This window comes from Streptomyces hesseae, assembly GCF_031845785.1.
Taxonomy (GTDB): domain Bacteria; phylum Actinomycetota; class Actinomycetes; order Streptomycetales; family Streptomycetaceae; genus Streptomyces; species Streptomyces hesseae.
The window spans coordinates 508,195-527,840 of the sequence record NZ_JAVRFI010000002.1 but is presented as its reverse complement, the minus strand read 5'-3'; the positions used below and the strand labels follow the sequence as shown (position 1 = coordinate 527,840).

General features: G+C 73.9%; 19 protein-coding genes. 6 read left to right on the top strand and 13 right to left on the bottom strand.

Annotated elements, in window-relative coordinates; genetic code table 11:
• Nucleotides 1–76: 76 nt before the first annotated feature.
• The 6 genes from hypE to hypA are packed head-to-tail and all read right to left on the bottom strand — an operon-like array spanning nt 77 to nt 6,090.
• Nucleotides 77–1,168, bottom strand: coding sequence for a hydrogenase expression/formation protein HypE (gene hypE / locus RM609_RS05270; protein ID WP_311608297.1), 1,092 nt, complete (start codon nt 1,166–1,168; stop codon nt 77–79).
• Nucleotides 1,161–2,294 (bottom strand): hydrogenase formation protein HypD, encoded by a 1,134-nt coding sequence (gene hypD / locus RM609_RS05265; RefSeq protein ID WP_311608295.1) that lies wholly within the window; start codon nt 2,292–2,294, stop codon nt 1,161–1,163. The genes hypE and hypD overlap by 8 nt, the downstream gene beginning before the upstream one ends.
• Nucleotides 2,291–2,584 (bottom strand): HypC/HybG/HupF family hydrogenase formation chaperone, encoded by a 294-nt coding sequence (locus RM609_RS05260; protein ID WP_311608293.1) that lies wholly within the window; start codon nt 2,582–2,584, stop codon nt 2,291–2,293. The genes hypD and RM609_RS05260 overlap by 4 nt, the downstream gene beginning before the upstream one ends.
• Nucleotides 2,547–4,952 (bottom strand): carbamoyltransferase HypF, encoded by a 2,406-nt coding sequence (gene hypF / locus RM609_RS05255; RefSeq protein ID WP_438828380.1) that lies wholly within the window; start codon nt 4,950–4,952, stop codon nt 2,547–2,549. The genes RM609_RS05260 and hypF overlap by 38 nt, the downstream gene beginning before the upstream one ends.
• Nucleotides 4,949–5,734 carry a hydrogenase nickel incorporation protein HypB gene (hypB, locus tag RM609_RS05250; protein ID WP_311608289.1) on the bottom strand — a complete coding sequence of 262 codons (786 nt, stop codon included), beginning with the start codon at nt 5,732–5,734 and terminating at the stop codon, nt 4,949–4,951. Before hypB ends, hypF begins: the two co-directional genes overlap by 4 nt.
• Complete coding sequence (gene hypA / locus RM609_RS05245) at nt 5,734–6,090, bottom strand: hydrogenase maturation nickel metallochaperone HypA (protein WP_311608287.1); 357 nt, start codon at nt 6,088–6,090, stop codon at nt 5,734–5,736. Before hypA ends, hypB begins: the two co-directional genes overlap by 1 nt.
• Nucleotides 6,091–6,349: 259 nt before the next feature.
• Here hypA and RM609_RS05240 point away from each other — a divergent pair, with 259 nt between their 5' ends.
• Nucleotides 6,350–8,083, top strand: coding sequence for an enoyl-CoA hydratase-related protein (locus RM609_RS05240; protein ID WP_311608285.1), 1,734 nt, complete (start codon nt 6,350–6,352; stop codon nt 8,081–8,083).
• Nucleotides 8,080–8,616 (top strand): hydrogenase maturation protease, encoded by a 537-nt coding sequence (locus RM609_RS05235; protein ID WP_311608282.1) that lies wholly within the window; start codon nt 8,080–8,082, stop codon nt 8,614–8,616. Before RM609_RS05240 ends, RM609_RS05235 begins: the two co-directional genes overlap by 4 nt.
• Before the next feature lie 23 nt (nt 8,617–8,639).
• Here the strand turns inward: RM609_RS05235 and RM609_RS05230 are convergent, their stop codons facing one another.
• The 3 genes from RM609_RS05230 to RM609_RS05220 form a co-directional block, all read right to left on the bottom strand.
• Nucleotides 8,640–8,975 carry a thioredoxin family protein gene (locus RM609_RS05230; protein ID WP_311608280.1) on the bottom strand — a complete coding sequence of 112 codons (336 nt, stop codon included), beginning with the start codon at nt 8,973–8,975 and terminating at the stop codon, nt 8,640–8,642.
• 106 nt (nt 8,976–9,081) lie between these two features.
• Entirely contained in the window at nt 9,082–10,722 is a 1,641-nt protein-coding gene (glsA, locus tag RM609_RS05225) for a glutaminase A (protein ID WP_311608278.1), read from the bottom strand.
• 179 nt (nt 10,723–10,901) lie between these two features.
• Nucleotides 10,902–11,450, bottom strand: coding sequence for a hypothetical protein (locus tag RM609_RS05220; RefSeq protein WP_311608276.1), 549 nt, complete (start codon nt 11,448–11,450; stop codon nt 10,902–10,904).
• 220 nt (nt 11,451–11,670) lie between these two features.
• Here RM609_RS05220 and RM609_RS05215 point away from each other — a divergent pair, with 220 nt between their 5' ends.
• Entirely contained in the window at nt 11,671–12,060 is a 390-nt protein-coding gene (locus tag RM609_RS05215) for a hypothetical protein (protein WP_311608274.1), read from the top strand.
• A 67-nt stretch (nt 12,061–12,127) separates the two neighbouring features.
• A complete protein-coding gene (locus RM609_RS05210) occupies nt 12,128–14,686 on the top strand; it encodes a DUF6185 family protein (RefSeq protein WP_311608273.1) in 2,559 nt (852 codons plus the stop codon).
• A gap of 138 nt (nt 14,687–14,824) precedes the next feature.
• Here the strand turns inward: RM609_RS05210 and RM609_RS05205 are convergent, their stop codons facing one another.
• The 4 genes from RM609_RS05205 to RM609_RS05190 all read right to left on the bottom strand — a co-directional run bounded on the left by RM609_RS05205 (nt 14,825) and on the right by RM609_RS05190 (nt 17,348).
• A complete protein-coding gene (locus RM609_RS05205; protein WP_311608271.1) occupies nt 14,825–15,112 on the bottom strand; it encodes a DUF1876 domain-containing protein in 288 nt (95 codons plus the stop codon).
• A 15-nt stretch (nt 15,113–15,127) separates the two neighbouring features.
• Nucleotides 15,128–15,397: a dsRBD fold-containing protein gene (locus RM609_RS05200; protein ID WP_311608522.1), complete on the bottom strand. Its 270-nt coding sequence runs from the start codon at nt 15,395–15,397 to the stop codon at nt 15,128–15,130.
• Between the two features lie 40 nt (nt 15,398–15,437).
• On the bottom strand, nt 15,438–16,805 hold the full coding sequence (locus tag RM609_RS05195; protein ID WP_311608269.1) for an alpha/beta family hydrolase: 1,368 nt from the start codon (nt 16,803–16,805) through the stop codon (nt 15,438–15,440).
• 129 nt (nt 16,806–16,934) lie between these two features.
• On the bottom strand, nt 16,935–17,348 hold the full coding sequence (locus RM609_RS05190) for an HIT family protein (RefSeq protein ID WP_311608267.1): 414 nt from the start codon (nt 17,346–17,348) through the stop codon (nt 16,935–16,937).
• A gap of 45 nt (nt 17,349–17,393) precedes the next feature.
• Here RM609_RS05190 and RM609_RS05185 point away from each other — a divergent pair, with 45 nt between their 5' ends.
• Both RM609_RS05185 and RM609_RS05180 read left to right on the top strand, forming a co-directional pair.
• A complete protein-coding gene (locus RM609_RS05185) occupies nt 17,394–18,158 on the top strand; it encodes a DUF72 domain-containing protein (RefSeq protein ID WP_311608265.1) in 765 nt (254 codons plus the stop codon).
• A 106-nt stretch (nt 18,159–18,264) separates the two neighbouring features.
• Entirely contained in the window at nt 18,265–19,560 is a 1,296-nt protein-coding gene (locus RM609_RS05180; RefSeq protein ID WP_311608263.1) for a cytochrome P450 family protein, read from the top strand.
• The last annotated feature ends 86 nt before the right edge of the window (nt 19,561–19,646 follow it).

Genomic DNA, 19,646 nt, shown 5'->3' with positions numbered 1-19,646 from the left:
TCTGTCCAGATATGCCCGCCCTGACGCGCACGGGTGTGACATAGGTGTGTGACATGGGGACGGCGGTCCGGCGCCCTCAGCAGATCCGGGGCAACTGCTCACCCATCGGCAGGTCCACCACCCTCGTGCCGCCCAGCCGGGTGCGGGCCACCACCGTGCCCGGGTGTTCGGCCACGCATTCCCCGATGACGGCGGCCCCGGCGCCCTGCGGGTGGGCGCGCATCGCGGCGAGCACCGCGTCGGCGTGCTCCCGGGGGACGAAGGCGACCAGCCGCCCCTCGTTCGCCACGTAGAGCGGATCGAGGCCGAGGAAACCGCAGGCGTTCGCGACCGCCTCCGGCACCGGCACCGCCTCCTCGGTGAGCACGACACCCGTCCCGGAGGCGGCGGCGATCTCGTTGAGGGCCGCCGCCACACCGCCCCTCGTGGGGTCGCGCAGCACGTGGAGATCGCGGGTGACAGCGAGCATCGCGGCGACCAGGCCGCCCAGCGGCGCGGTGTCGCTGACGACGTCGACACCGAACTCCAGGCCCTCGCGCACGCTGAGCACGGCCACCCCGTGCAGCCCGACGGGCCCGCTGACCAGGACCACGTCGCCCGGCCGGGCCCGTTGCGGACGGATGTCCACCCCCTCCGGGACGAGTCCCACGCCCGAGGTGGTGACATAGATTCCGTCGCCGTGCCCGGCGTCGACGACCTTGGTGTCCCCGGTGGCGACGAGGGCCCCGGCCGCGTCGGCGGCGGTGCCGATCGCCCGCGCGACGCGTTCGACCACGGCCAGCTCTGTGCCCTCCTCCAGGACGAGGGCACAGGAGAGATAGGCGGCCCGCGCCCCGCTCATGGCCAGGTCGTTGACGGTGCCGTTGACGGCCAGGTCGCCGATGCAGCCACCGGGGAAGAACAGCGGCCGCACCACATAGGAGTCGGTCGAGAACGCCACCCGGGCCCCGCCCAGGGGCAGTACCGCCGAGTCGCCGAGGACGGACAGGATGTCGTTGCCGTAGGCGGGGGCGAACACCTCCGTCATGAGCTCCGCCGACAGCGCCCCGCCACCGCCGTGGCCCAGGAGGACGACGGGCCGGTCCGGCAGCGGGGCGGGGCAGCTCCACTCCGCCGGGTCCGGCAGCCCGCCGGACGCGCCGGTCGTCTCCACGATGCCGTCAGCCAACGGAGGTCGCCTCCTTGCCGGTCGCGGCCGCCGGGCCGTGGGCCAGGCGGCGGTAGAGGTAGTAGGCCGCGCACGCCCCCTCGCTGGAGACCATGGTCGCCCCCAGGGGCGTACGCGGGGTGCAGGCCGTGCCGAAGGCCTCGCACTCGTACGGCTTGAGCAGGCCCTGGAGCACCTCGCCGCTGCGGCACGCCGCGGGCTCGCGCGTTTGGACGTCCGTCACGGCGAAGCGGTGCTCGGCGTCGAACTCCCGGTAGGCGTCCGAAAGCCGCCAGCCGCTTCCCGGGATGGTGCCGATGCCGCGCCAGGCACGGTCGGTCACCTCGAAGACCTCGGCGAGCATGCGCAGCGCGGCGGTGTTGCCCTCGTCCCGGACGGCGCGCGGGTAGGCGTTCTCCACCCGGTGCTCACCGCGTTCGAGCTGGCGGACCGTGCGGCGGACGCCTTCGAGGATGTCGAGCGGTTCGAAGCCGGTCGCGACGATCGGCACCCGGAACCGCTCGGCCAGCTCCGGGTATTCGCCCACCCCCATCACGCTGCACACGTGCCCGGCGGCCAGGAAGCCCTGCACCCGGCAGCGGGGCGAGCGCATGATGGCCTCGATCGCCGGCGGCACGCGGACGTGGGAGACCAGCAGGCTGAAGTTGCGGACACCCAGCCGGCGCGCCTGGTGCACGGCCATGGCGTTGGCGGGCGCGGTCGTCTCGAAGCCGATACCGAAGAACACCACCTGCTTCTCCGGCGTGCGGCGTGCGATCTCCAGCGCGTCCAGCGGCGAGTACACCACCCGCACATCGCCCCCGGCGCTCTTGACCCGGAACAGGTCGCGGCCGGTGCCGGGCACCCGCAGCATGTCCCCGAACGAGCAGAAGACCACGTCCGGGCGGGAGGCGATGGCGAGCGCCTTGTCGATGACCTCCAGCGGCGTGACGCACACCGGGCAGCCGGGGCCGTGGATGAGCTCCACCTCGGCGGGGAGCAACTGGTCGATGCCGTGCCGGATGATCGAGTGGGTCTGGCCGCCGCACACCTCCATCAGCGCCCAGGGCCGGGTGACGGTCGCGTGGATCTCGTCCAGCAGCCGCCGGGCCAGGGCAGGGTCCTGGAACTCCTCCAGATACCTCACCGCGGCACCTCCGGCTCCCCGGCCTCGGCGGCCGCGAGCCCCCACGCGTCGCCGAACTCCTCCTCCAGCGCGCCCATCCGGGCGAACAGCTCCAGCGTCGCCAACGCCGCCTCCTCGTCCAGACGCTGCAGGGCGAAGCCGACGTGCACGATGGCGTAGTCGCCGACCTCGATCTCCGGCAGATAGGCCAGGCACACGTCCTTCACGACGCCGCCGAAATCCACCTTGGCCATGCGGGTGCCGTCCCGCTCCTCAACCCCGACGACTTTGCCGGGCACCGCCAGACACACGGTCCTCTCCTCTCCGTTCGCCCGCCCGCGCGGCCACGAGCAACTGACCCAGTGCCAGCCCTCCGTCACCGCAGGGCACCCGCCGGTGCCGCACCACCGCGAACCCGGCCCCGGCCAGCCGCCGGGCGCACTCCTCCTCCAGCACGGCGTTGGCGAACACCCCGCCGGTCAGCGCCACCGTGCCCACGCCGGACCGGCGGCGGACGGCCGCGCACACGGCCGGCACCACGTCGGCGACGGCGAGGTGGAAGCGGGCGGCGATCACCTCCACGGGCGTCCCGGCGCGGATGTCCGCCACGACCGCGCGCAGCACCGGCGCCGGGTCGATCAGGCGCGGCCCGTCGTCCGCCGCCCGCCCGCCGCGCAGCGCGAACGCGTACGGGCGGCCGCAGCCGGCCAGGCCCCGGACCGCGTACGCCTCCAGCTCCACCGCCGCCTGCGCCTCGTACCCGGCCCGGTGGCGGACGCCGGTGAGCGAGGCGACGGCATCGAAGAGCCGCCCCATGCTGGACGTCGGCACGCACGCCACTCGCCGCTCCAACTGCCGTGCCAGTAGCCTGAGTTCGTCCTCCGTGCAGGCGGCCACCGCCGGGAGGGCGGCGTCCCAGGGGAGCCGGGCGCTGCGCAGATGGGCCAGGGCCATACGGCAGGGGTTGCGGACGGCCGCGTCGCCGCCCGGCAGGGGCACATAGGCGAGATGGGCCGCGCGCCGGTGCCCGGTGTAGTCGGCGAGCATGACCTCGCCGCCCCACACCGCGCCGTCGTCCCCGTAGCCGGTGCCGTCGAAGGCGACGCCGATGACGGGCGCGGTGCCGTCCAGGCCCGCGTCGGCCATGGCGGAGGCGATGTGGGCGTGGTGGTGCTGCACCAGCCGCAATGGGCGGCCCCGGGCGTGCTCGCGGGCCCAGGCTGCCGACCGGTAGCGCGGGTGGCGGTCGGCCGCCAGTGCCTCGGGCCGGACGCCCGTGAGGCCGGCGAGGTGCTCGACGGCCCGGTCCAGGGCCGCGATCGAGGACAGTTCGCCGAGGTCGCCGATGTGCTGGGACATCCAGGCCGAACGACCGCGCCCCAGGCAGAAGGCGTTCTTCACATCGCCGCCCACGGCCAGGACGGGGGGCACCGCGAAGGGCAGGTCGAGCGGTTCGGGGACGTAGCCGCGCGAGCGGCGCAACGGCAGGGCGCTGCCGTCGGCGCGCACGCGGACCACCGAGTCGTCGCACGGCACATGGATCGGCCGGTCGTGTGCCAGGCGCGCGTCGGCCAGCCCCGACAGCCGTTCGCCGGCCTCCCCGTCGTCCGTCACGATCGGCTCGCCGGACCGGTTGCCGCTGGTCATCACCAGCGCCCTCGGGCCCGGCGGGTCGCCGGGCAGCCCGAACAGCAGCCGGTGCACGGGGGTGTAGGGCAGCATCACCCCGATGTCGGGGGCGCCGGGGCAGACGGAGGGGGCGAGCGGCACGGCGGGCGGGCCGGCACGCCGCAGCAGGACGACGGGGGCCCGGGGCCCGGTCAGCAGCCGCTCCTCGGCCTCGCCCACCGGGGCGAGGGCCCGGGCGGTCGGCAGGTCGGCGGCCATGACGGCGAAGGGCTTGCCACCGCGCTCCTTGGCCGCCCGCAGCCGGCCGACGGCGTCCTCGTCGCCCGCGTCACAGGCCAGGTGGTAGCCGCCCACCCCCTTGACGGCCAGCACCGCGCCCCGCGCCAGCAGCGCCCGGGCCTCCGCCATGGCGTCGGCGCCGTACCGGATGCCGGAGCCGTACCGGGTGCCGGAGCCGTGCTCCAGCCGCAGCCGGGGCCCGCACCCGGGGCAGCACACCGGCTGCGCGTGGAAACGCCGGTCGGCGGGGTCGGCGTACTCCCCGGCGCACCGCTCGCACAGCGGGAAGGCGGCCATCGTGGTGCGCGGCCGGTCGTAGGGCAGGCCGGTGACCAGGGTGAACCGCGGCCCGCAGTGGGTACAGGTGATGAAGGGGTGCCGGTGGCGGCGGTCGGCCGGATCGGTGAGCTCCGCGAGGCAGTCGGCGCACAGGGCCGCGTCGGGCGGCACATGGGCGCGCCCGGGGCCCGTCCCGGACGGGAGGATCGCGAACCCCGCCCCGCCGCCCCGGGCGGGCAGGGCCCGCTGCGAGACGGAGACGACCACGGCCAGCGGAGGCGGCGTCGCCGTGAGCCGTTCGCAGAAGGCCCGCACCGGCTCCGGCGCTCCTTCCACCTCGGTGACGACGCCCTCCGGGTCGTTGACGACATAGCCGGAGAGGCCGAGTTCCCGGGCCAGGCCGTGCACGAACGGACGGAAGCCGACGCCCTGCACCGTGCCGCGCACGACGAGACGGCACCGGACGGGGGACGCCTCACGGGCCGTCGTCACGGCCGGCGGCCCGCCGGATCCCCGAGGACGACGGGAGGCGGGTGCTCGTGCCCGCCCTCCGGGCCGTGGGAGTGGGGGTACTCGCCGACGGAGGCGGCCGCCGCCATCGCCGGCCGGTGGACGGCCGCTCCCCGCACCACCGCCAGCACCCGGTCCACCAGCGACTCCACGCCTTCCCCGGTCCGGGCCGACGTCTCCGCGATCTCCACCCCGGGATTGACCCCGGTGACGTTCCGCACGAACGCCGCCCGGTCGAAGCCCACCGCCCGCGCGATATCGGTCTTGGTGAGCACGACCAGCTGCGCCAGACCGAAGGCCGCGGGGTACTTCAGCGGCTTGTCCTCGCCTTCCGTCACCGACATCAGCGTGATCCGCAGCGTCTCGCCCAGGTCGTAGGAGGCCGGGCAGACGAGATTGCCGACGTTCTCCACGTACAGCACCCGGGTGCCGGCCGGCAGCCAGCCCTCCAGCCGGTCGCGGAGCTGCGCGGCCTCCAGATGACACAGCCCACCGGTCAGCACCTGCCGGACGGGCACGCCGGAACGGGCCAGGCGGAGCGCGTCGTTCTCGGTGGCCAGGTCCGCCGTCAGCGCCGCCGTCGGCACGCCCCGCGCGCTCGTATGGGCCAGGACCCGCTCCAGCAGGGCGGTCTTGCCGCTGCCCGGGCTGGACAGCAGGCTCACCACGATGGTGCCCCGGCCGGCGAGTTCCTCGCGCAGAGCGCCGGCCAGGGTGTCGTTCTTCGCCAGGACCGCCCGTCGTACATCCACCACGCGGCACATCACCCGCTCGCCTCCTCGAGTTCGATGGCGGTGACCTCCAGCTCCCGGCCCCCCAGCAGCTCCCGCGACAGCTCGTCGCAGCGCGGACACCACATCAACGGGGGCGTCCCGACCGCGAAATCGGTGCCGCACGGCGCGCAGCGGGCCCGGGCCGGGACGTCCTGCACCACCAGCCGTGCCGTCTCCAGCGCGGTGCCCGCCCTGGCCACGTCGAAGGAGAAGCGCAGCGCGTCGGGCACGACCCCCGCCAGCTCGCCCACCCTCACCCGTACCGCCGTGACGCGTCCGCCGCCGTGGAGCCGGGCGGTCTCCTCCGCCCGTTCGACGATCGCCGTGGCGATGGACAGCTCGTGCATCCGCCTCGCCGCTCCCGTCGCCCATGGCCGCCAAGTGCCCCGCCGGAGCACGTACGCCCCCACGGTGACCGCCGTCCGGCGCCACCGGGCCGTGCGGCGGGGCCGGAGCGGTCCATGCGGCCGCACGTATTCGCCCGCGCGGCGCAATCCCGCACACCCCCGCGGCCGCGCGCGGCGGCGGCCCGCCGCCGCTCGGTGACGATCGGGCGAGGAACGGCGGGCCACGCCCGCCCCGACCCCTATCGGGAGGACGGTCGCCGTGCGCATCCTGCTCGTCGCCAGCGCGTTCAACAGCCTCACCCAGCGGGTTTTCGCCGAACTCGGCGACCGCGGCCACACCCCGGCCGTCGCCGTGGTGGACGGCGAGGACGCCGTGCGCGCCGCTGTCGCCCGCCACCCGGCCGACCTGATCGTCGCGCCGATGCTCCGCACGGCGATCCCGCGCGACGTCTGGTCCCGGCACACCTGCCTGGTGGTCCACCCGGGCCCGCCGGGGGACCGGGGCCCGTCCTCCCTCGACCACGCCCTGCGCGACGGCGAACGGCACTGGGGGGTGACGGTCCTTCAGGCCGAGGAGGAGATGGACGCCGGGGCCGTCTGGGCGGACACCGGCTTCGCCGTGCCCGACGGGGTGGCCAAGAGCGACCTGTACCGAGGCGAGGTCGCCGACGCCGCCGTGCGGGCCGTGCTCCTCGCGGTCGAGCGCCACGCGTCACGCGACTGGACGCCCCGGCCCCAGGACGGCCTGCCCGTACGGGCCCGCCCGTACCTGCGGCAGGAGGAGCGCCGGATCGACTGGCGGGAGCAGCCGACCGAGTCCGTGCTGCGCGCCCTGCGGGCCGCCGACTCGCGGCCGGGGGTACGGGACGAACTCCTGGGCGCCGAGTGGTTCCTCCACGGCGGCCACGCCGAGGACCGGCTGCGCGGCCGGCCCGGGCGGGTGCTGGCCACCCGGGCGGGCGCCATCTGCCGCGCGACCGTCGACGGCGCGGTGTGGATCCCCGAACTGCGCCGCTGCCGCACGGACAGCCACCCGCCCGGCCTCAAACTGCCCGCCGCCCTCGCCCTGGGCGACCGCCTGCCACCCGTCCCCGAGATCCCGGCCCCCCTCCAGCCGCCGCCCGGCCGCGACACCTGGAGCGACATCCGCTACACGGAGACCGGACCGGTGGGCTTCCTCCGGTTCCGCTTCCCCGGCGGCGCGATGAGCACGGCCCACTGCCGGCGCCTGCTGAACGCCTACCGCCAGGCCTGCCGGCGCCCCACCGCGCTGCTGGTGCTCGGCGGCGAACGCGACATCTTCTCCCATGGCATCCACCTCAACGTCATCGAGGCCGCGGCCGACCCCGCCGCCGAGTCATGGGCCAACATCAACGCCATGGACGACCTGGTCGAGGCCGTACTGACCACCACCGACCGGCTCGTCGTCGCGGCCGTCGCCGGCGGCGCCGGCGCGGGCGGGGCCATGCTGGCGCTCGCCGCCGACGAGGTGTGGTGCAGGGACGGCGCCGTCCTCAACCCGCACTACCGGCTGATGGGCCTGTACGGCTCCGAGTACTGGACCTACACCCTGCCCCGGCGCGTCGGCGCCGAACAGGCCGCGGCGCTGACGGAACAGGCCGCACCGGTCGGCGCCGCCCGCGCCCTCGCCCTCGGGCTCGCCGACCGCGTCGTGCCCGCCTCGCCCGGGGAATTCGCCGGCGCCGTCGCCCGCCTGGTCGCCGACCTCACCCGCCACACCGACACGGCCGCCCGGATCGCCGCGAAGAAGGCGGCCCGCGACCGCGACGAGCGGATCAGGCCGCTCGCCGCCCACCGCACCGACGAACTGCGCCGCATGCGCGCCGCGTTCTTCACCCCCGACGCCCCGTACCACGCCCTGCGCTCGGCGTTCGTCCACAAACGGCCGGCACCGGACGCCGGGGAACACCTGGACCAACTCTCACGGCCGCGCCCGCGCCCCGTCCGCCTCTCCCCGGAACGACGGCCGTGACCGCCCCGGCCGCCCCGCGCGTCCTCGTCGCGGGCATCGGCAACATCTTCCTCGCGGACGACGCCTTCGGCCCCGAGGTGATCGCCGCCCTGCGCGACCACCGGCTGCCGGACGGCGTGGACGCCGCCGACTTCGGCATCCGGGGCATGGACCTGGTCTACCGGCTGCTGGACGGCTACGACGCCGCCGTCCTCGTCGACGCCGTACCGCGCGGCGGCCCACCGGGCACCCTGTACGTCCTGGACATCGACGGCTCCGACCCGGGCTTCGCCCCGGCCGCCCCCGAGGCACACGGCATGGACCCGGTGAAGGTCCTGGCCACCGCGCGCGAACTGGCCGGATGGGAGAGCCTGGCCTTCCCTCGCGTGGTGCTCGTGGGCTGCGAGCCGCTCGTACGCATGCGCGGCGACGAACCCGACGTCGTCCACGGCCTCAGCGACCCGGTCCGCGCGTCGGTCGGCGAGGCGGTACGGCTGCTGGAGACGGTGGTCGCGGACCTGCTCGGGCACGCGACCGAGCGGTTGCCGGGCTGAGAAAGCCGAGGCCTGCTCGTCGCTCAGTCGGACCCGGCGGCGACTCCGCCGATCAGCTCCCGCAGCGCGTCCGGGGCCGGCGCCACGACCTCGGCGAGCCTGCTGCCGCCCCGGAAGGCGACGAAGGTTGGTATGGGGCCGACGCCCGCCTTCTGGACGACGTCGTACGCCTCGTCCACGTCGACGCTGTAGAAGCCCACCGTGCGGGTGAATTCGGGGAGCCCGGAGAGCTTCTCGAAGACCGGGACGATCGTCCGGCAGAGATTGGCCCAGGTCGCGCAGAAGCACACGACCACGGGCCGCTCCAGGGCGATGGCCCTCTCGAACTCGTCCAGGCTCGTCAACGGTGTGACCGGCATACTCCTGCACCCCTTGGCGACGGATCGGCTCTCGTGATGGCCCGCGGGGCCATGCAAAACCGTTCCACGACTCCGGCCGCGCCGCACCCCGACAGGAGCGCGGCGGTCACGCGCCGCCCGGGCGCGGGGGCCGCGTGGCGTCCGCGGCCCCGGCCAGCAGCCGGGCCAGTTCCTGGTGTCCGGACCGGTCGGCGTCGTCCAGGGGGGTTCCGCCCCAGCGGTCCACCGGCCGGGGGTCGACCCCTCTGGACAGCAGGAACTCCACCACGTTCCGGTGTCCTTCGGCCGCGGCCAGGTGCAGGGCGGTGCGTCCGTCGTAGTCGGCGGCGTCGAGGGGGACATTGCAGGCGGCCAGCCGACGGATCTCGTTGACGTCGCCCCGGCTGGCGGCGAAGCACAGGCCTACGATGCCTTCGGTGGCGCTCTGGTGGCGCTTGAGACGGGGGTCGCGTTTCCCGGACTCCGCGCCGGTGCCGGTGAGCAGGTCGTAAGTGTGGACGTTGTAGCAGTCGACCAGCCGTCGGCAGACCTCGATACCCCGGACCGAGTTCCCGTGGCCGTCCAGCCGGGGCGACCAGATGGCGATGCCCATCAGCTGGGGGACCACCAGCATCAGTGCGCCCGATACGCCGCTCTTGGCGGGCAGGCCGATGGTGAAGGCGAACTCGCCGGAGAAGTCGTACATCCCGCACGAGGACATCAGCGACAGGCAGTGGCGCACGGTCTGTGCGGAGAACACCGGGTCCTCCGTCAGCGGGCAGACCCCGGCGTTGGCCAGGGAGGCCGCCGCGATGGCCAGTTGGCGGGCGTCGACCTCGATGGAGCAGCACTGGATATAGAACTCGAGGGTGGCCAGCAGATCGGTGCCGGGAGGGAAGGCGCCGCGTTCGCGCATCGAGTAGCCGAGGGCGAAGTTACGGTCGGCGGTGCTGCGCTCGGACAGGTAGACGGAGTTGTTGAATCCGACGCTCCGCCCGCCGGCGAGCCGTTTCCAGGTCTCGGCGACGAAGTCGAAGCGGTCCGCGGCGTCCAGAGCGCGCTGGATGAGCGCGCAGCTCATGATCGCACCGGCGTTTATCATCGGGTTGTGCGGCAGCCCGGCCTTGTTGAAGGTCAGCTCGTTGAAGCCCTGGCCGCTGGGCTCCCTTCCCATGTGGCGGTGGACGGTGTCGGGCCCGTGCTCCTCAAGGGTGAGGCAGTAGCCGACGGTCTTGGACACCGACTGCAGGCAGAAGTTGACGTCCGCGTCGCCGATGGAGAACCGCTGCCCGTCCACCGTGCACACCGAGATCGCGAACTGCTCCGGGTCCACCCGCGCGAGCTGGGGGATGTACGCGGCGACGGAGCCGCTCCGGTCGGCGCGGACCTCCTCGTGGATGCGCCGCAGGTCGGCCACCAGCGCGGGGAAGTCGGGAACCACGAGTTCCCCGCAGGCGGCCCGTTCGATGATGCCCCGGTTGTGCCGGGTCGCGGCGGTGAACTCCTCGGGGGTCAGCAGCAGCGGCTCGGTCGCCGATGGCGCGGGCCGGACGCGGTCCAGATGGGCGACGGTCTCGGCGATCCTGGGGTCGTCGCGCAGGATGCCCGCCTCGCCCAGCACCTCCAGCAGCCGGCCGGGGGAGAGCCGGCCGGACGCGTCCAGGGCGAAACAGCCGAGGACGTCGGTTTCCGTCTCCCCGCTCCGGTCGGCGGCCCTGGGCGCGGAGGAGACGGGCGTGGTCCGCTTCCCGCTCTTCGCAGCAGGCATAGAACCCCTCCGGCCCCGGGAATCTCCATCGCGCCGACGATTCCCGGCCACCGGAGGCGAAAACCAGCCGGACCGCGGCCCGTTCATCCGGGCCGGTGGTGCGGTGGTGAACACCGGTGCGCGCCGATCCGCACGCGCCGCACGCCCCCGGAACACTACGGCGCCGCCGGGGTCCTCGCTCAGGACGGGCGCTTTCGCGCGGTGACGTAGCTGAACGGCGCGGAGACCCCGGCGCTGTGATACCCGGCGGCCGTCAGCGCCAGGGACAGGCGCGCCCGGGGCTTGAGGCCGAGACCGGCGGTGGCGTGCAGCGCGCCGAGCGCGAACTCGCCGCCGCACCCCACGGCCGCGTAGCCGTCGGCGGGTTCGGCTATCTGGTAGTCGTCGTAGACGGTGAACAGGCGGCCGTATATGCCGACGAGGAACGTTCCCGCCTGCTCCTGCTCGGAGTCCTTGCGCGCCCAGCCGCCGTCCTTGAGGCAGGCGCGCAGCTTGTCGACGAAGACGGTGGTCATGAACCGGTCCAGGTCGCCCTTGGGCCTGGGCGCCCTGAACGCGTGGTGCAGCAGTTGTCCCATGCGGAAGCTGGTGGTGAAGCCCATGGCGTAGGGGCCGTTGCGGAACACCTTGGGATCCCGGCGCACGGTGATTCTGAGACCGGCGACACCGGCCGAGTCCCCACCCAGATGCACCCGCCCGTTGTGCGCGAGCCCGACGATCACGGTCATGGCCTCCCCCTTCTCAGTGACTCCCCTTTCGATACTTCGCCGGGGGAAACGGGCGGAAACCGGCCCACGGCATCGGCCCCCTGTTCGGTTCCGCCCGCGCCCCGGCGGCGGCCGGGGCCACGAAGCGGCCGGCGACTCACCGGCATGTCTGGATTGCGGTGAGTAATGTATGTACCTAAGGTTTTGTCTGCCAACTGAACGTCTCAGCAAGGAGCGAGCCATGGGTAACCGGACGACCTCTCCTGACCGGATGCTTCCCTCCTTCGGGGAGGCCGAGGGCCTGGGGCCCGAGGACAGCCAGTTCGTACGCGACCTGGTGGCCGTGCTGGAGAAACACGGGAACCTCGACCGCTTCGGCCTGTGCCTGTTGCACGACCACTTCCCCGTCTCCGCCGACGAGGTCCTGGTCGAGAGCCACGACATCGCGGCGCGCACGCTGCGCATCCAGGTCGAGAAGGCCGCGACCACCGGCCACACCCGGCCCTCCCAATGGCGGTTCGTCAAGAGGGGCGGCGATGGCGGCGAAGAGACCGAGGGGGAGGTGTGCCAGGTGATTCTCCAGTGCACCCCCGTCAGCGGCTGCCCGGCCGACAGGAGCATGCCGTCGTGAGAACGTGCCGGGCGCAGCACGGCGGCGGACGGTGTGAGGGCGGCCCCGGAGGGTGGCGCATGCCGTCGTGACGGGGGGCCCGTGGCGGCGCTGTGCCGTGGTGCTGCTCGCCTGCCTCGTCTGCTGGGCGGTCGGGTGGCCCGCATGGGCGTACGCCGCCGGGGCCCCGCGGGCCGACGACTGTCATACGGGACAACTGGCCGGTGCCCACACGCAGGTCGATCTGCGGCTGGCGAACCACGCCCATTCCGTCCCGGAGGCCAAGGGCCTGATGACGGTGCAGGTGCCGGCGAGCTGGCCGTATGCCGACGACCTGTTGCTGAGCGAGGATTCCGCCCACTATCAGCGTGCGATGCGCTGTCTCCTGCGGGATCCGCAGTCGATGGATCGCCCCGAGGAGTGGCGCCCGCACAGCCCGCAGGTCAAGGCCGGGGCGTCCCGGGTCGAGGTCCGCTACGAGACGCTCTTCTTCTTCAGTCACGGCGGGCCGCCCTTTCACGTCGGGCCGTGGGGTGTGGGCGTCCACAGCAAGGAATGGGACCTGGATCTCGTCGCCCCACCGGCACTCAAGGGCGCCCACTGGGACCGCGTACAGATCGACCCGGGCGGGCTCGGCGCCTCCAAGGTCGCTCCCATGCCGTCGAGCGAGAGCGGTGGGCGCATGGTGTGGACCGGGCTCGGCGTTACCGCCGGGCCGCGCCCGATGGTGTCGGTCCGGATGGTGCCGCCCTGGCAGCGGGGCTGGGCGGCCAGCGATCAGGCCGCGACGTTGCTGGTGGCCAACGCCGCCGGTGTGACCGCATGGTGGCTGGGCACATCGGTCGTCATCGTCCTGGCGGCCCTGCGCGCCCGTCGTCAGCCCGCCGGACCCGAGCTCACCAACCTGGAACGCAACAGCGGCACCGCCCTGTGGCAATGGGGCGTGCTCAAGGCCGTCCTGGGCGTCATGGTCCTGCTGCTGTACAAGACGATCCTCGCCGTCCTCGACATTCCCGCCGACAAGCGCCCCAACTGGATCGGCGACAGCGTGCTCATCGGCCTGCTGGCCGGCTGGCTGTTCGTCGTCACCGCCCGGCCGAGGAGGTCCTTCCTGGTGGCCTCGTCGGCCATCGCGTCGGCAGCGGGACTGGTGGCCATGGCGCCGTCCCTCTTCGGGCTCCCCGCGCAACTGGCCGATGTCAAAGGACGGACCGACTCCGCCGGCTTCGCCGTGCTGGTGGCGCTGGCGGCGGCCGTACAGTGGCTGTGGCTGGCGGGTTTCGTACTGTGGGGCTGGACGCTCGCCCACAAAGGCGGGCTGCTCCGCCCGGAGACGGTCCCCTGGCGGCTGCGCCGGCTCGGCCCCGCACTCGTCGCGGTCGTCGCCCTGTTCGTCATGTGGGCGGCCTGGTTCGACGAGCACAAGTGGCAACGGACCACTTGGCTGATGGACCACGGTGCCGGCAACTACCACTCGCACCATGTCACCGCACTCGTCAAAGACTCGGTCCACTACGCGGCTCAGGTCCCGCTCTGGTACTACACCCACGTCTGGGTCCTGGGCGGTCTCGCGATCGTCGCCCTGCTCCGGGCCAGGGACCTCGCCCCCGCCGTCCCCTACGCCAGCCCCGGCCCCCTCGACCGTCTTCTGCTCGCGGTGTTCTTCGCCATCGTGGTCGTCTGGCGCCAGGGCTCCTACGCCGGACTCCAGGCCTTCACCCCCCTCTGGTTCGTGCTCGGGATCGCCGCGCTCTACGGACTGCTCGCCGTCGGCCGGCGCCGCTCGGTGCTCGCCCAGCACTTCGAGGGATGCGGCGACGGCTCTCCGCAACTGTGCGAGACCATCACCGAGGCCGAACGCAGCCACCTCATCGCCCGCGCCCGGCGGTTCCGCGAATTGACCGTCGCCCTGCGCGCCGGGGACCAGGGCGGAGCCGACGCGGCCCTCCGCCGGCACGCGATCGAGAAGGAGCTCAGCGGGCTCCACCGCTGGCGGCCGGATCGCGACGTCGGCGGCGGTGTCGCACGGCAATTGCTGCCGTCCCACATCACCGTCGTCGACGTCGCCCTGAGCTGGGGGCCGCACGCCGAGTGGTGGGACAACGCCCGCCACGCCGCCGTCCTGGCGGCCGCCTTCGGCCTCCCCGGCAGCGCTCTTCTCGTCTGGCTGTTCTACGGGCCCGAGGACCAGTGGATGCGCTGGGGGATGTACTTCTTCGGCGTTCCCGACGTGTTCTGGCGGTTCGTCTACTGGGAGATCGTCTGGGCCGGCGCGGGCCTCGTCCTCGGAGCGCTCTGGCGCCTGCTGCCGGGCCGCCGGGGTCCCGCCCGGGCCCTGAGCCTGACCCTCGCCTATACCCTCCTCGTCGGCCTGGGCGTGCTCGGCAGCCTGATCACCGACCAGGACTTCGGCAACGTCGCCGTCGCCGTCTCCCTCATGCTCCTCGTGCTCACGCTCACCAGCCTGGCCATGGACGCCGACACCTTCCGTTCCGAACGGCGCTTCTGGCCCAACCGCATGGGGCTGTTGCTGTCCATCTACCAGATCCGCGGCTTCTCCGCGCAGGTCGCCTATATCCTGATGCAGGTGGTCGCCGTCCTGACCATCCTCAGGTTCTTCGCCGGGGGCGAGAGCGCCTTCAAATAACCGCCCCTCTGTTCGGATCGCGGTTGCACCCTCCAGGACCGGCTCGGCCGGCAGAAGGAAGCGGGCCGCGTCCGGTCGCTCACGGTCGCCCCGCAGCGGGGGTGACCGCCCTCCTCGCGTGCTCACATGCTCACATGCTCACATGGTCCAGCCGTAGGGCGTCGACTCCCTGGGGGAGGGAGCGGCGCCCCTGGCCTCCACGTCCCGCTCCGCCGTCCGCAGGAGCTTGCCGCCGAGGTCGCGCAGGGCGCGGGCCGCGGCGAACTCGTCGCCGATGTCCGGCACGTCCCGGTCGCCGGGTGCGCACTGGGCGGTGCCCGTGCCGGTCAGGGAGGACGTGCCCGTCTCCAGGACCGCTCGCGCCGTCGTCCTTCCGTTGTCCTCGAAGAGGTGGAGGCTGACCTCCCAGTCGGCTGTGTGCGGCATGGTCGCTCCTCGTGCTCAGTGCGTCAGCTGCGTGTCCTCGTGCATGACCTCCCTGATGTCGTCACCGGCCTTGCTCAGCAACTGCTCGGCGAGGTTGTTGAGGGCACGGGCGGCCGCGATCTCCTCGCCGACGCGCTGCTGGCGGCGGTCGTCCGGATTGCGGTTGGCGATGCCCTGGGCGCTCAGCCCGGCGCCGTCGTGCATCCGGAGCCGGACGGCCGCCTGGGTGGTGGCGTCGATCTCCCGGAACTGCATGTCGATGGCGCAGTCGACGATCTTCTCCATGGTGCTCACCTGCCATATGACGAAGATTCAGCCCGCCGATTCAGCCCGCCGGGGCGGGCGGTGCCGCCAGATGCCCGGTGAACCACTCGCGGGCGAGGTCCGCCACGGCGTCCAGGGCCCCGGGCTCCTCGAAGAGATGGGTGGCGCCCGGCACGACGGCCAGGCGGTTCTCGCAGCGGAGCGCGGCCGCCGCCTGCCGGTTGAGATCGAGGACCGTCTCGTCCCGGCCGCCGACGACGAGCAGGGTCGGCGCGGTGACCCGGGCCAGCCGGTCGTTCCCGGCCAGGTCGGGGCGGCCGCCCCGGGACACCACGGCGGTGATGTCCTCGCCCTCGCCCCGCGCGTGCTCCTCCGCCGCGTCGGCGGCGGCCAGCAGGGCGGCCGCCGCGCCCGTGCTCGCGCCGAAGTAGCAGACGGGCAGGGCGGTCCGGCGCCGCAGCCAGTGGGTCACCTCGGTCAGCCGGCGCGCCAGCGGCCCGACGGCGAAGACGTTCGCCCGGTCGGCCTCCTCCTCCGGGGTGAGGAGGTCGAACAGGAGCGTGCCCAGCCCCGCCTCACCCAGCGCCGCGGCCACCGCGCGGTTGCGGGGGCTGAAGCGGCTGCTGCCGCTGCCGTGGGCGAAAACGACGACGCCGGGGGCTCCGGCGGGCACGTCCAGATCACCGGGCAGGCGGACGCGCCCGCCCTCCACCGGCAGCTCGACGGGGCCGCTGCGGGCCGGGCCCGGGCAGTCCCCGTCGCCCTCCGCGCCCTCGTCATCGTTCCCGCCGGTCTCACGGGCGCTCCTGTGCAGCAGGTCGACGACCTCCTCGTCGGCGGTCTGGGAGAAGTCGCGGTACCACTCGCCCACGGCGGAGAAGAGGGGCGGCGTGCTCAGACAGATCAGCTCGTCCACCTCCGGGCCGATCCGCTCGGCCGCGTCCGGGGGTGCGACGGGCACGGCGAGCACGACCCGGGCCGCCCCCTCGGCCCTGGCCACCCGGCAGGCGGCCGACGCGGAGGCGCCGGTGGCGATGCCGTCGTCGACCACGATCACGGTCCGGCCCGTCAGCGGGATCCGCGGCCGTCCGCCCCGGAAGCGCTGCGCCTGCCGGACCAGCTCCGCCTCCTCGGCGCGCTGCACCTCGGCGAGATCGTCCTCGTCGACCCGGCTCATCCGCATGATGTCCTCGGAGATGACGCGTATCCCGCCCTCGCCGATCGCGCCGAACCCCAGCTCCCGGTGGTAGGGGACGCCGAGCTTCCGGACGAGGATGACGTCCAGCGGGGCGCCGAGCGCGTGCGCGACCTCGAAGGCGACCGGGACCCCGCCGCGCGGCAGGCCCAGCACCACCGGGCCGGTGTCGCGGAGGTCCTCCAGCCGGGCGGCGAGGCGCCGGCCCGCGTCCACTCGGTCGTCGAATCGCATGGGTACACCTCCGGCCCCCCGGGCCGGGCTCCGTCATCCCGTAAACCTCAACGTATTTCCAATATGACCGGATCGGGAGTGATAGTCCACGCGGCGCCGCCCCTGGTCTAGTCCTCGTCCGGTCCTCGTCTAGTCCTCCAGGGCGGCCCGGATCCGGGCCGCCACCTCCGCCGCCTCGTCCTGCGACGCGTAGCGCCCGCGCGGCCAGAAGAAGCCGCGCAGACCGTCCTTGCGGTTGCGCGGCACCACATGTACATGGAAGTGCGGCACGGACTGGCTGACCCGGTTGTTCGCGGCCACGAACGACCCGGCCGCGCCCATGCCGCGCTCCACCGCGCCCGCGATCCGCTGGACCCGGCCGAAGAACGGACCGATCTCCTCCGGCGGCAGATCGGTGAGCGTCTCGATGTGCCGCCGGGGCACGACGAGCACATGGCCGGGGAAGAGCGGACGCGCGTCGAGGAACGCCACCGCCGTCCCGTCCGCGAGGACCCGGTGTCCGTCGGCCTCGCCGGCCGCGATCGCGCAGAAGAGGCATTCCACGCGGACCAGTGAACTACGCGCGCGGCCCCGGGGCAGGGATCAGCCATGCCCCTCCTCGTCGGAACCTCGGGATGGCAGTACAAGGACTGGCGCGGCGACCTCTACCCCGCCGATGTACCGCAACGGCTGTGGCTGGAGGAGTACGCGGGGCATTTCGCCACCGTCGAGAACAACAACGCCTTCTACCGGCTGCCCACGCCGGAGACCTTCGCGGCCTGGCGCGACCGCGTCCCCGAGGGATTCGTCATGGCCGTCAAGGCCAGCCGCTACCTCACCCACATCAAGCGGCTGCGCGACCCGGAGGAGCCCGTGGACCGGCTGATGCGGCACGCCGCCGGGCTGGGGGACCGGCTGGGGCCCGTACTGCTCCAGCTCCCGCCCACGCTCCGGGGCGACGCCGCCGCCCTGGACACCGTCCTCGGCTGCTTCCCGGCGGGCACCCGCGTGGCCGTCGAGCCCCGGCACGACAGCTGGTGGACGGAGGAGGTCCGCTCCGTCCTCACGGACCACGGCGCGGCCCTGTGCTGGGCGGACCACGACTCACGGCCGGTGACCCCACTGTGGCGCACGGCGGACTGGGGGTACGTCCGGTTCCACGTCGGCGCGGCCGAGCCGTGGCCCCGCTACGGCCGGCAGGCGCTGGCGAGCTGGGCCGGGCGGATCGCCGACACCTGGCCCGACCGGGCCCACGTCTACTCGTACTTCAACAACGACCCCGGCGGGGCCGCCGTCCACGACGCGGCCGCCTTCGCCCGGGCCGTCGCCCGGCTGGGCCGCACGGTGAGCCGCACCCCGGCCATGTCCGCCTGAGCGCTTTGATCCTCTGAGCGCTTTGTAGGAACCGCACAGGCCGGCCCCCACAGCGCTGACAAGGCCCCGGGGCCGGGAACGCACCGTGATCGGTGAGGATGAGCGGGTGCCCGAAACCCTGAACCCCGCGGACCCCGGCTTCGCACACGACCCGTACCCGTACTACGCGCGGCTGCGCGCCCGGGGACCCGTGGCGCGGGTGGCCCTCGCCAACGGCACGCACGCCTGGCTCGTCACCGGCTACGACCGGGCGCGGGAGGTCCTCGCCGACCCCCGTTTCTCCAATGTGCCGCCGCCCCGCGCGGGCCGCCCCAAGCCGGACTCGCAGGCCCAGCGGGCCCGGGCCTGCCTCGCCCGCCACATGCTCAACTCCGACGCCCCCGACCACCTCCGGCTGCGCCGGCTGACCACGGCCGCGTTCACCCCGCGCCGCGTGGACGCGCTGCGCCCGAGGATCGAGCGGCTGACCGACGGCCTGGTCGCCGAGGTGTCCGGGCTGCTGGCGCGCGAGGGGACCGCCGATCTGGTGGACTCCTTCGCCTTCCCGCTGCCCGTGCTGGTGATCGGCGAGGTGCTGGGCGTGCCCGAGGCCGACCGGGCGGACCTGCGGGAGTGGACCTACCGGGTCGGCTCGCCCTCCGATGCCCTGGAGCGGGGGGCGACCGACGAGGCGTGGGCCGCGCTCCACGCGTACTTCACCGCGCTGATCGCGCACAAGCGCCGCTCCCCGGGCGACGACCTCTTCAGCGCGCTGGTGCACGACGCGAGCGAGGGCGGCCTCGACGACGGCGAGCTGCTCGCCATGGCGTTCCTGCTGCTCTTCGCGGGCTACGAGACGACCATGAACCTGCTGGCCTCCGCGTCGCTGCTGCTGCTCACCCACCCCGGAGAGCTCGCCGCCGCCCGGGAGGGCGGCGAGGCGCGCTGGGCCGCCGTGGTCGAGGAGACCCTGCGGCACGCCAGCCCCCTGGAGGGCACGACCTGGCGGCGTACGACGGAGCCCGTCGACCTCGGCGGGGGAGCGGTGATACCGGCGGAGGAGTCCGTCCTCGTCGTACTCGCGGCGGCGGGCCGCGACCCTGAGCGCTTCCCCGACCCGGATGACTTCCGGCCCGCCCGCTATCTCGCGGACGCGGGCCCGGCGGCGGACGGCGGCGCTGAACGGACTCGCGGCGCCGAACGGACCGCCCCGCACCTCGCCTTCGGCCACGGACCGCACTTCTGCCTCGGCTCCCGCCTGGCCCGGATGGAGGCGGCGATCGCCCTGCCGCGTCTCTTCGGCGCGCTCCCCGGCCTGGCCCTGGCCACCGAGCCGGAACGGCTGCCGTACCGCCCGGGGCTCCTGGTGCGTGGCCCGCGCGAACTCCCCGTCACCCCTGTCATCCCCGCCGCCCGGCGCTGAGGCCCCCTGCCCCTATGCGCCAACGCCCAATCCCCGGGCGGGTGTTGTTCATCAGGACGGGTGGCCCGGCGCCGGGATGTCTTGCT

Bases quoted from the DNA above. Each gene is read 5' to 3' on its own strand.
- RM609_RS05200 (WP_311608522.1), bottom strand. From the start codon at position 15,397: ATGGAGAAGATCGTCGACTGCGCCATCGACATGCAGTTCCGGGAGATC.
- hypA (WP_311608287.1), bottom strand. From the start codon at position 6,090: ATGCACGAGCTGTCCATCGCCACGGCGATCGTCGAACGGGCGGAGGAG.
- glsA (WP_311608278.1), bottom strand. From the start codon at position 10,722: ATGCCTGCTGCGAAGAGCGGGAAGCGGACCACGCCCGTCTCCTCCGCG.
- RM609_RS05215 (WP_311608274.1), top strand. From the start codon at position 11,671: ATGGGTAACCGGACGACCTCTCCTGACCGGATGCTTCCCTCCTTCGGG.
- RM609_RS05195 (WP_311608269.1), bottom strand. From the start codon at position 16,805: ATGCGATTCGACGACCGAGTGGACGCGGGCCGGCGCCTCGCCGCCCGG.
- hypB (WP_311608289.1), bottom strand. From the start codon at position 5,734: ATGTGCCGCGTGGTGGATGTACGACGGGCGGTCCTGGCGAAGAACGAC.
- RM609_RS05205 (WP_311608271.1), bottom strand. From the start codon at position 15,112: ATGCCGCACACAGCCGACTGGGAGGTCAGCCTCCACCTCTTCGAGGAC.
- RM609_RS05220 (WP_311608276.1), bottom strand. From the start codon at position 11,450: ATGACCGTGATCGTCGGGCTCGCGCACAACGGGCGGGTGCATCTGGGT.
- RM609_RS05185 (WP_311608265.1), top strand. From the start codon at position 17,394: ATGCCCCTCCTCGTCGGAACCTCGGGATGGCAGTACAAGGACTGGCGC.
- RM609_RS05230 (WP_311608280.1), bottom strand. From the start codon at position 8,975: ATGCCGGTCACACCGTTGACGAGCCTGGACGAGTTCGAGAGGGCCATC.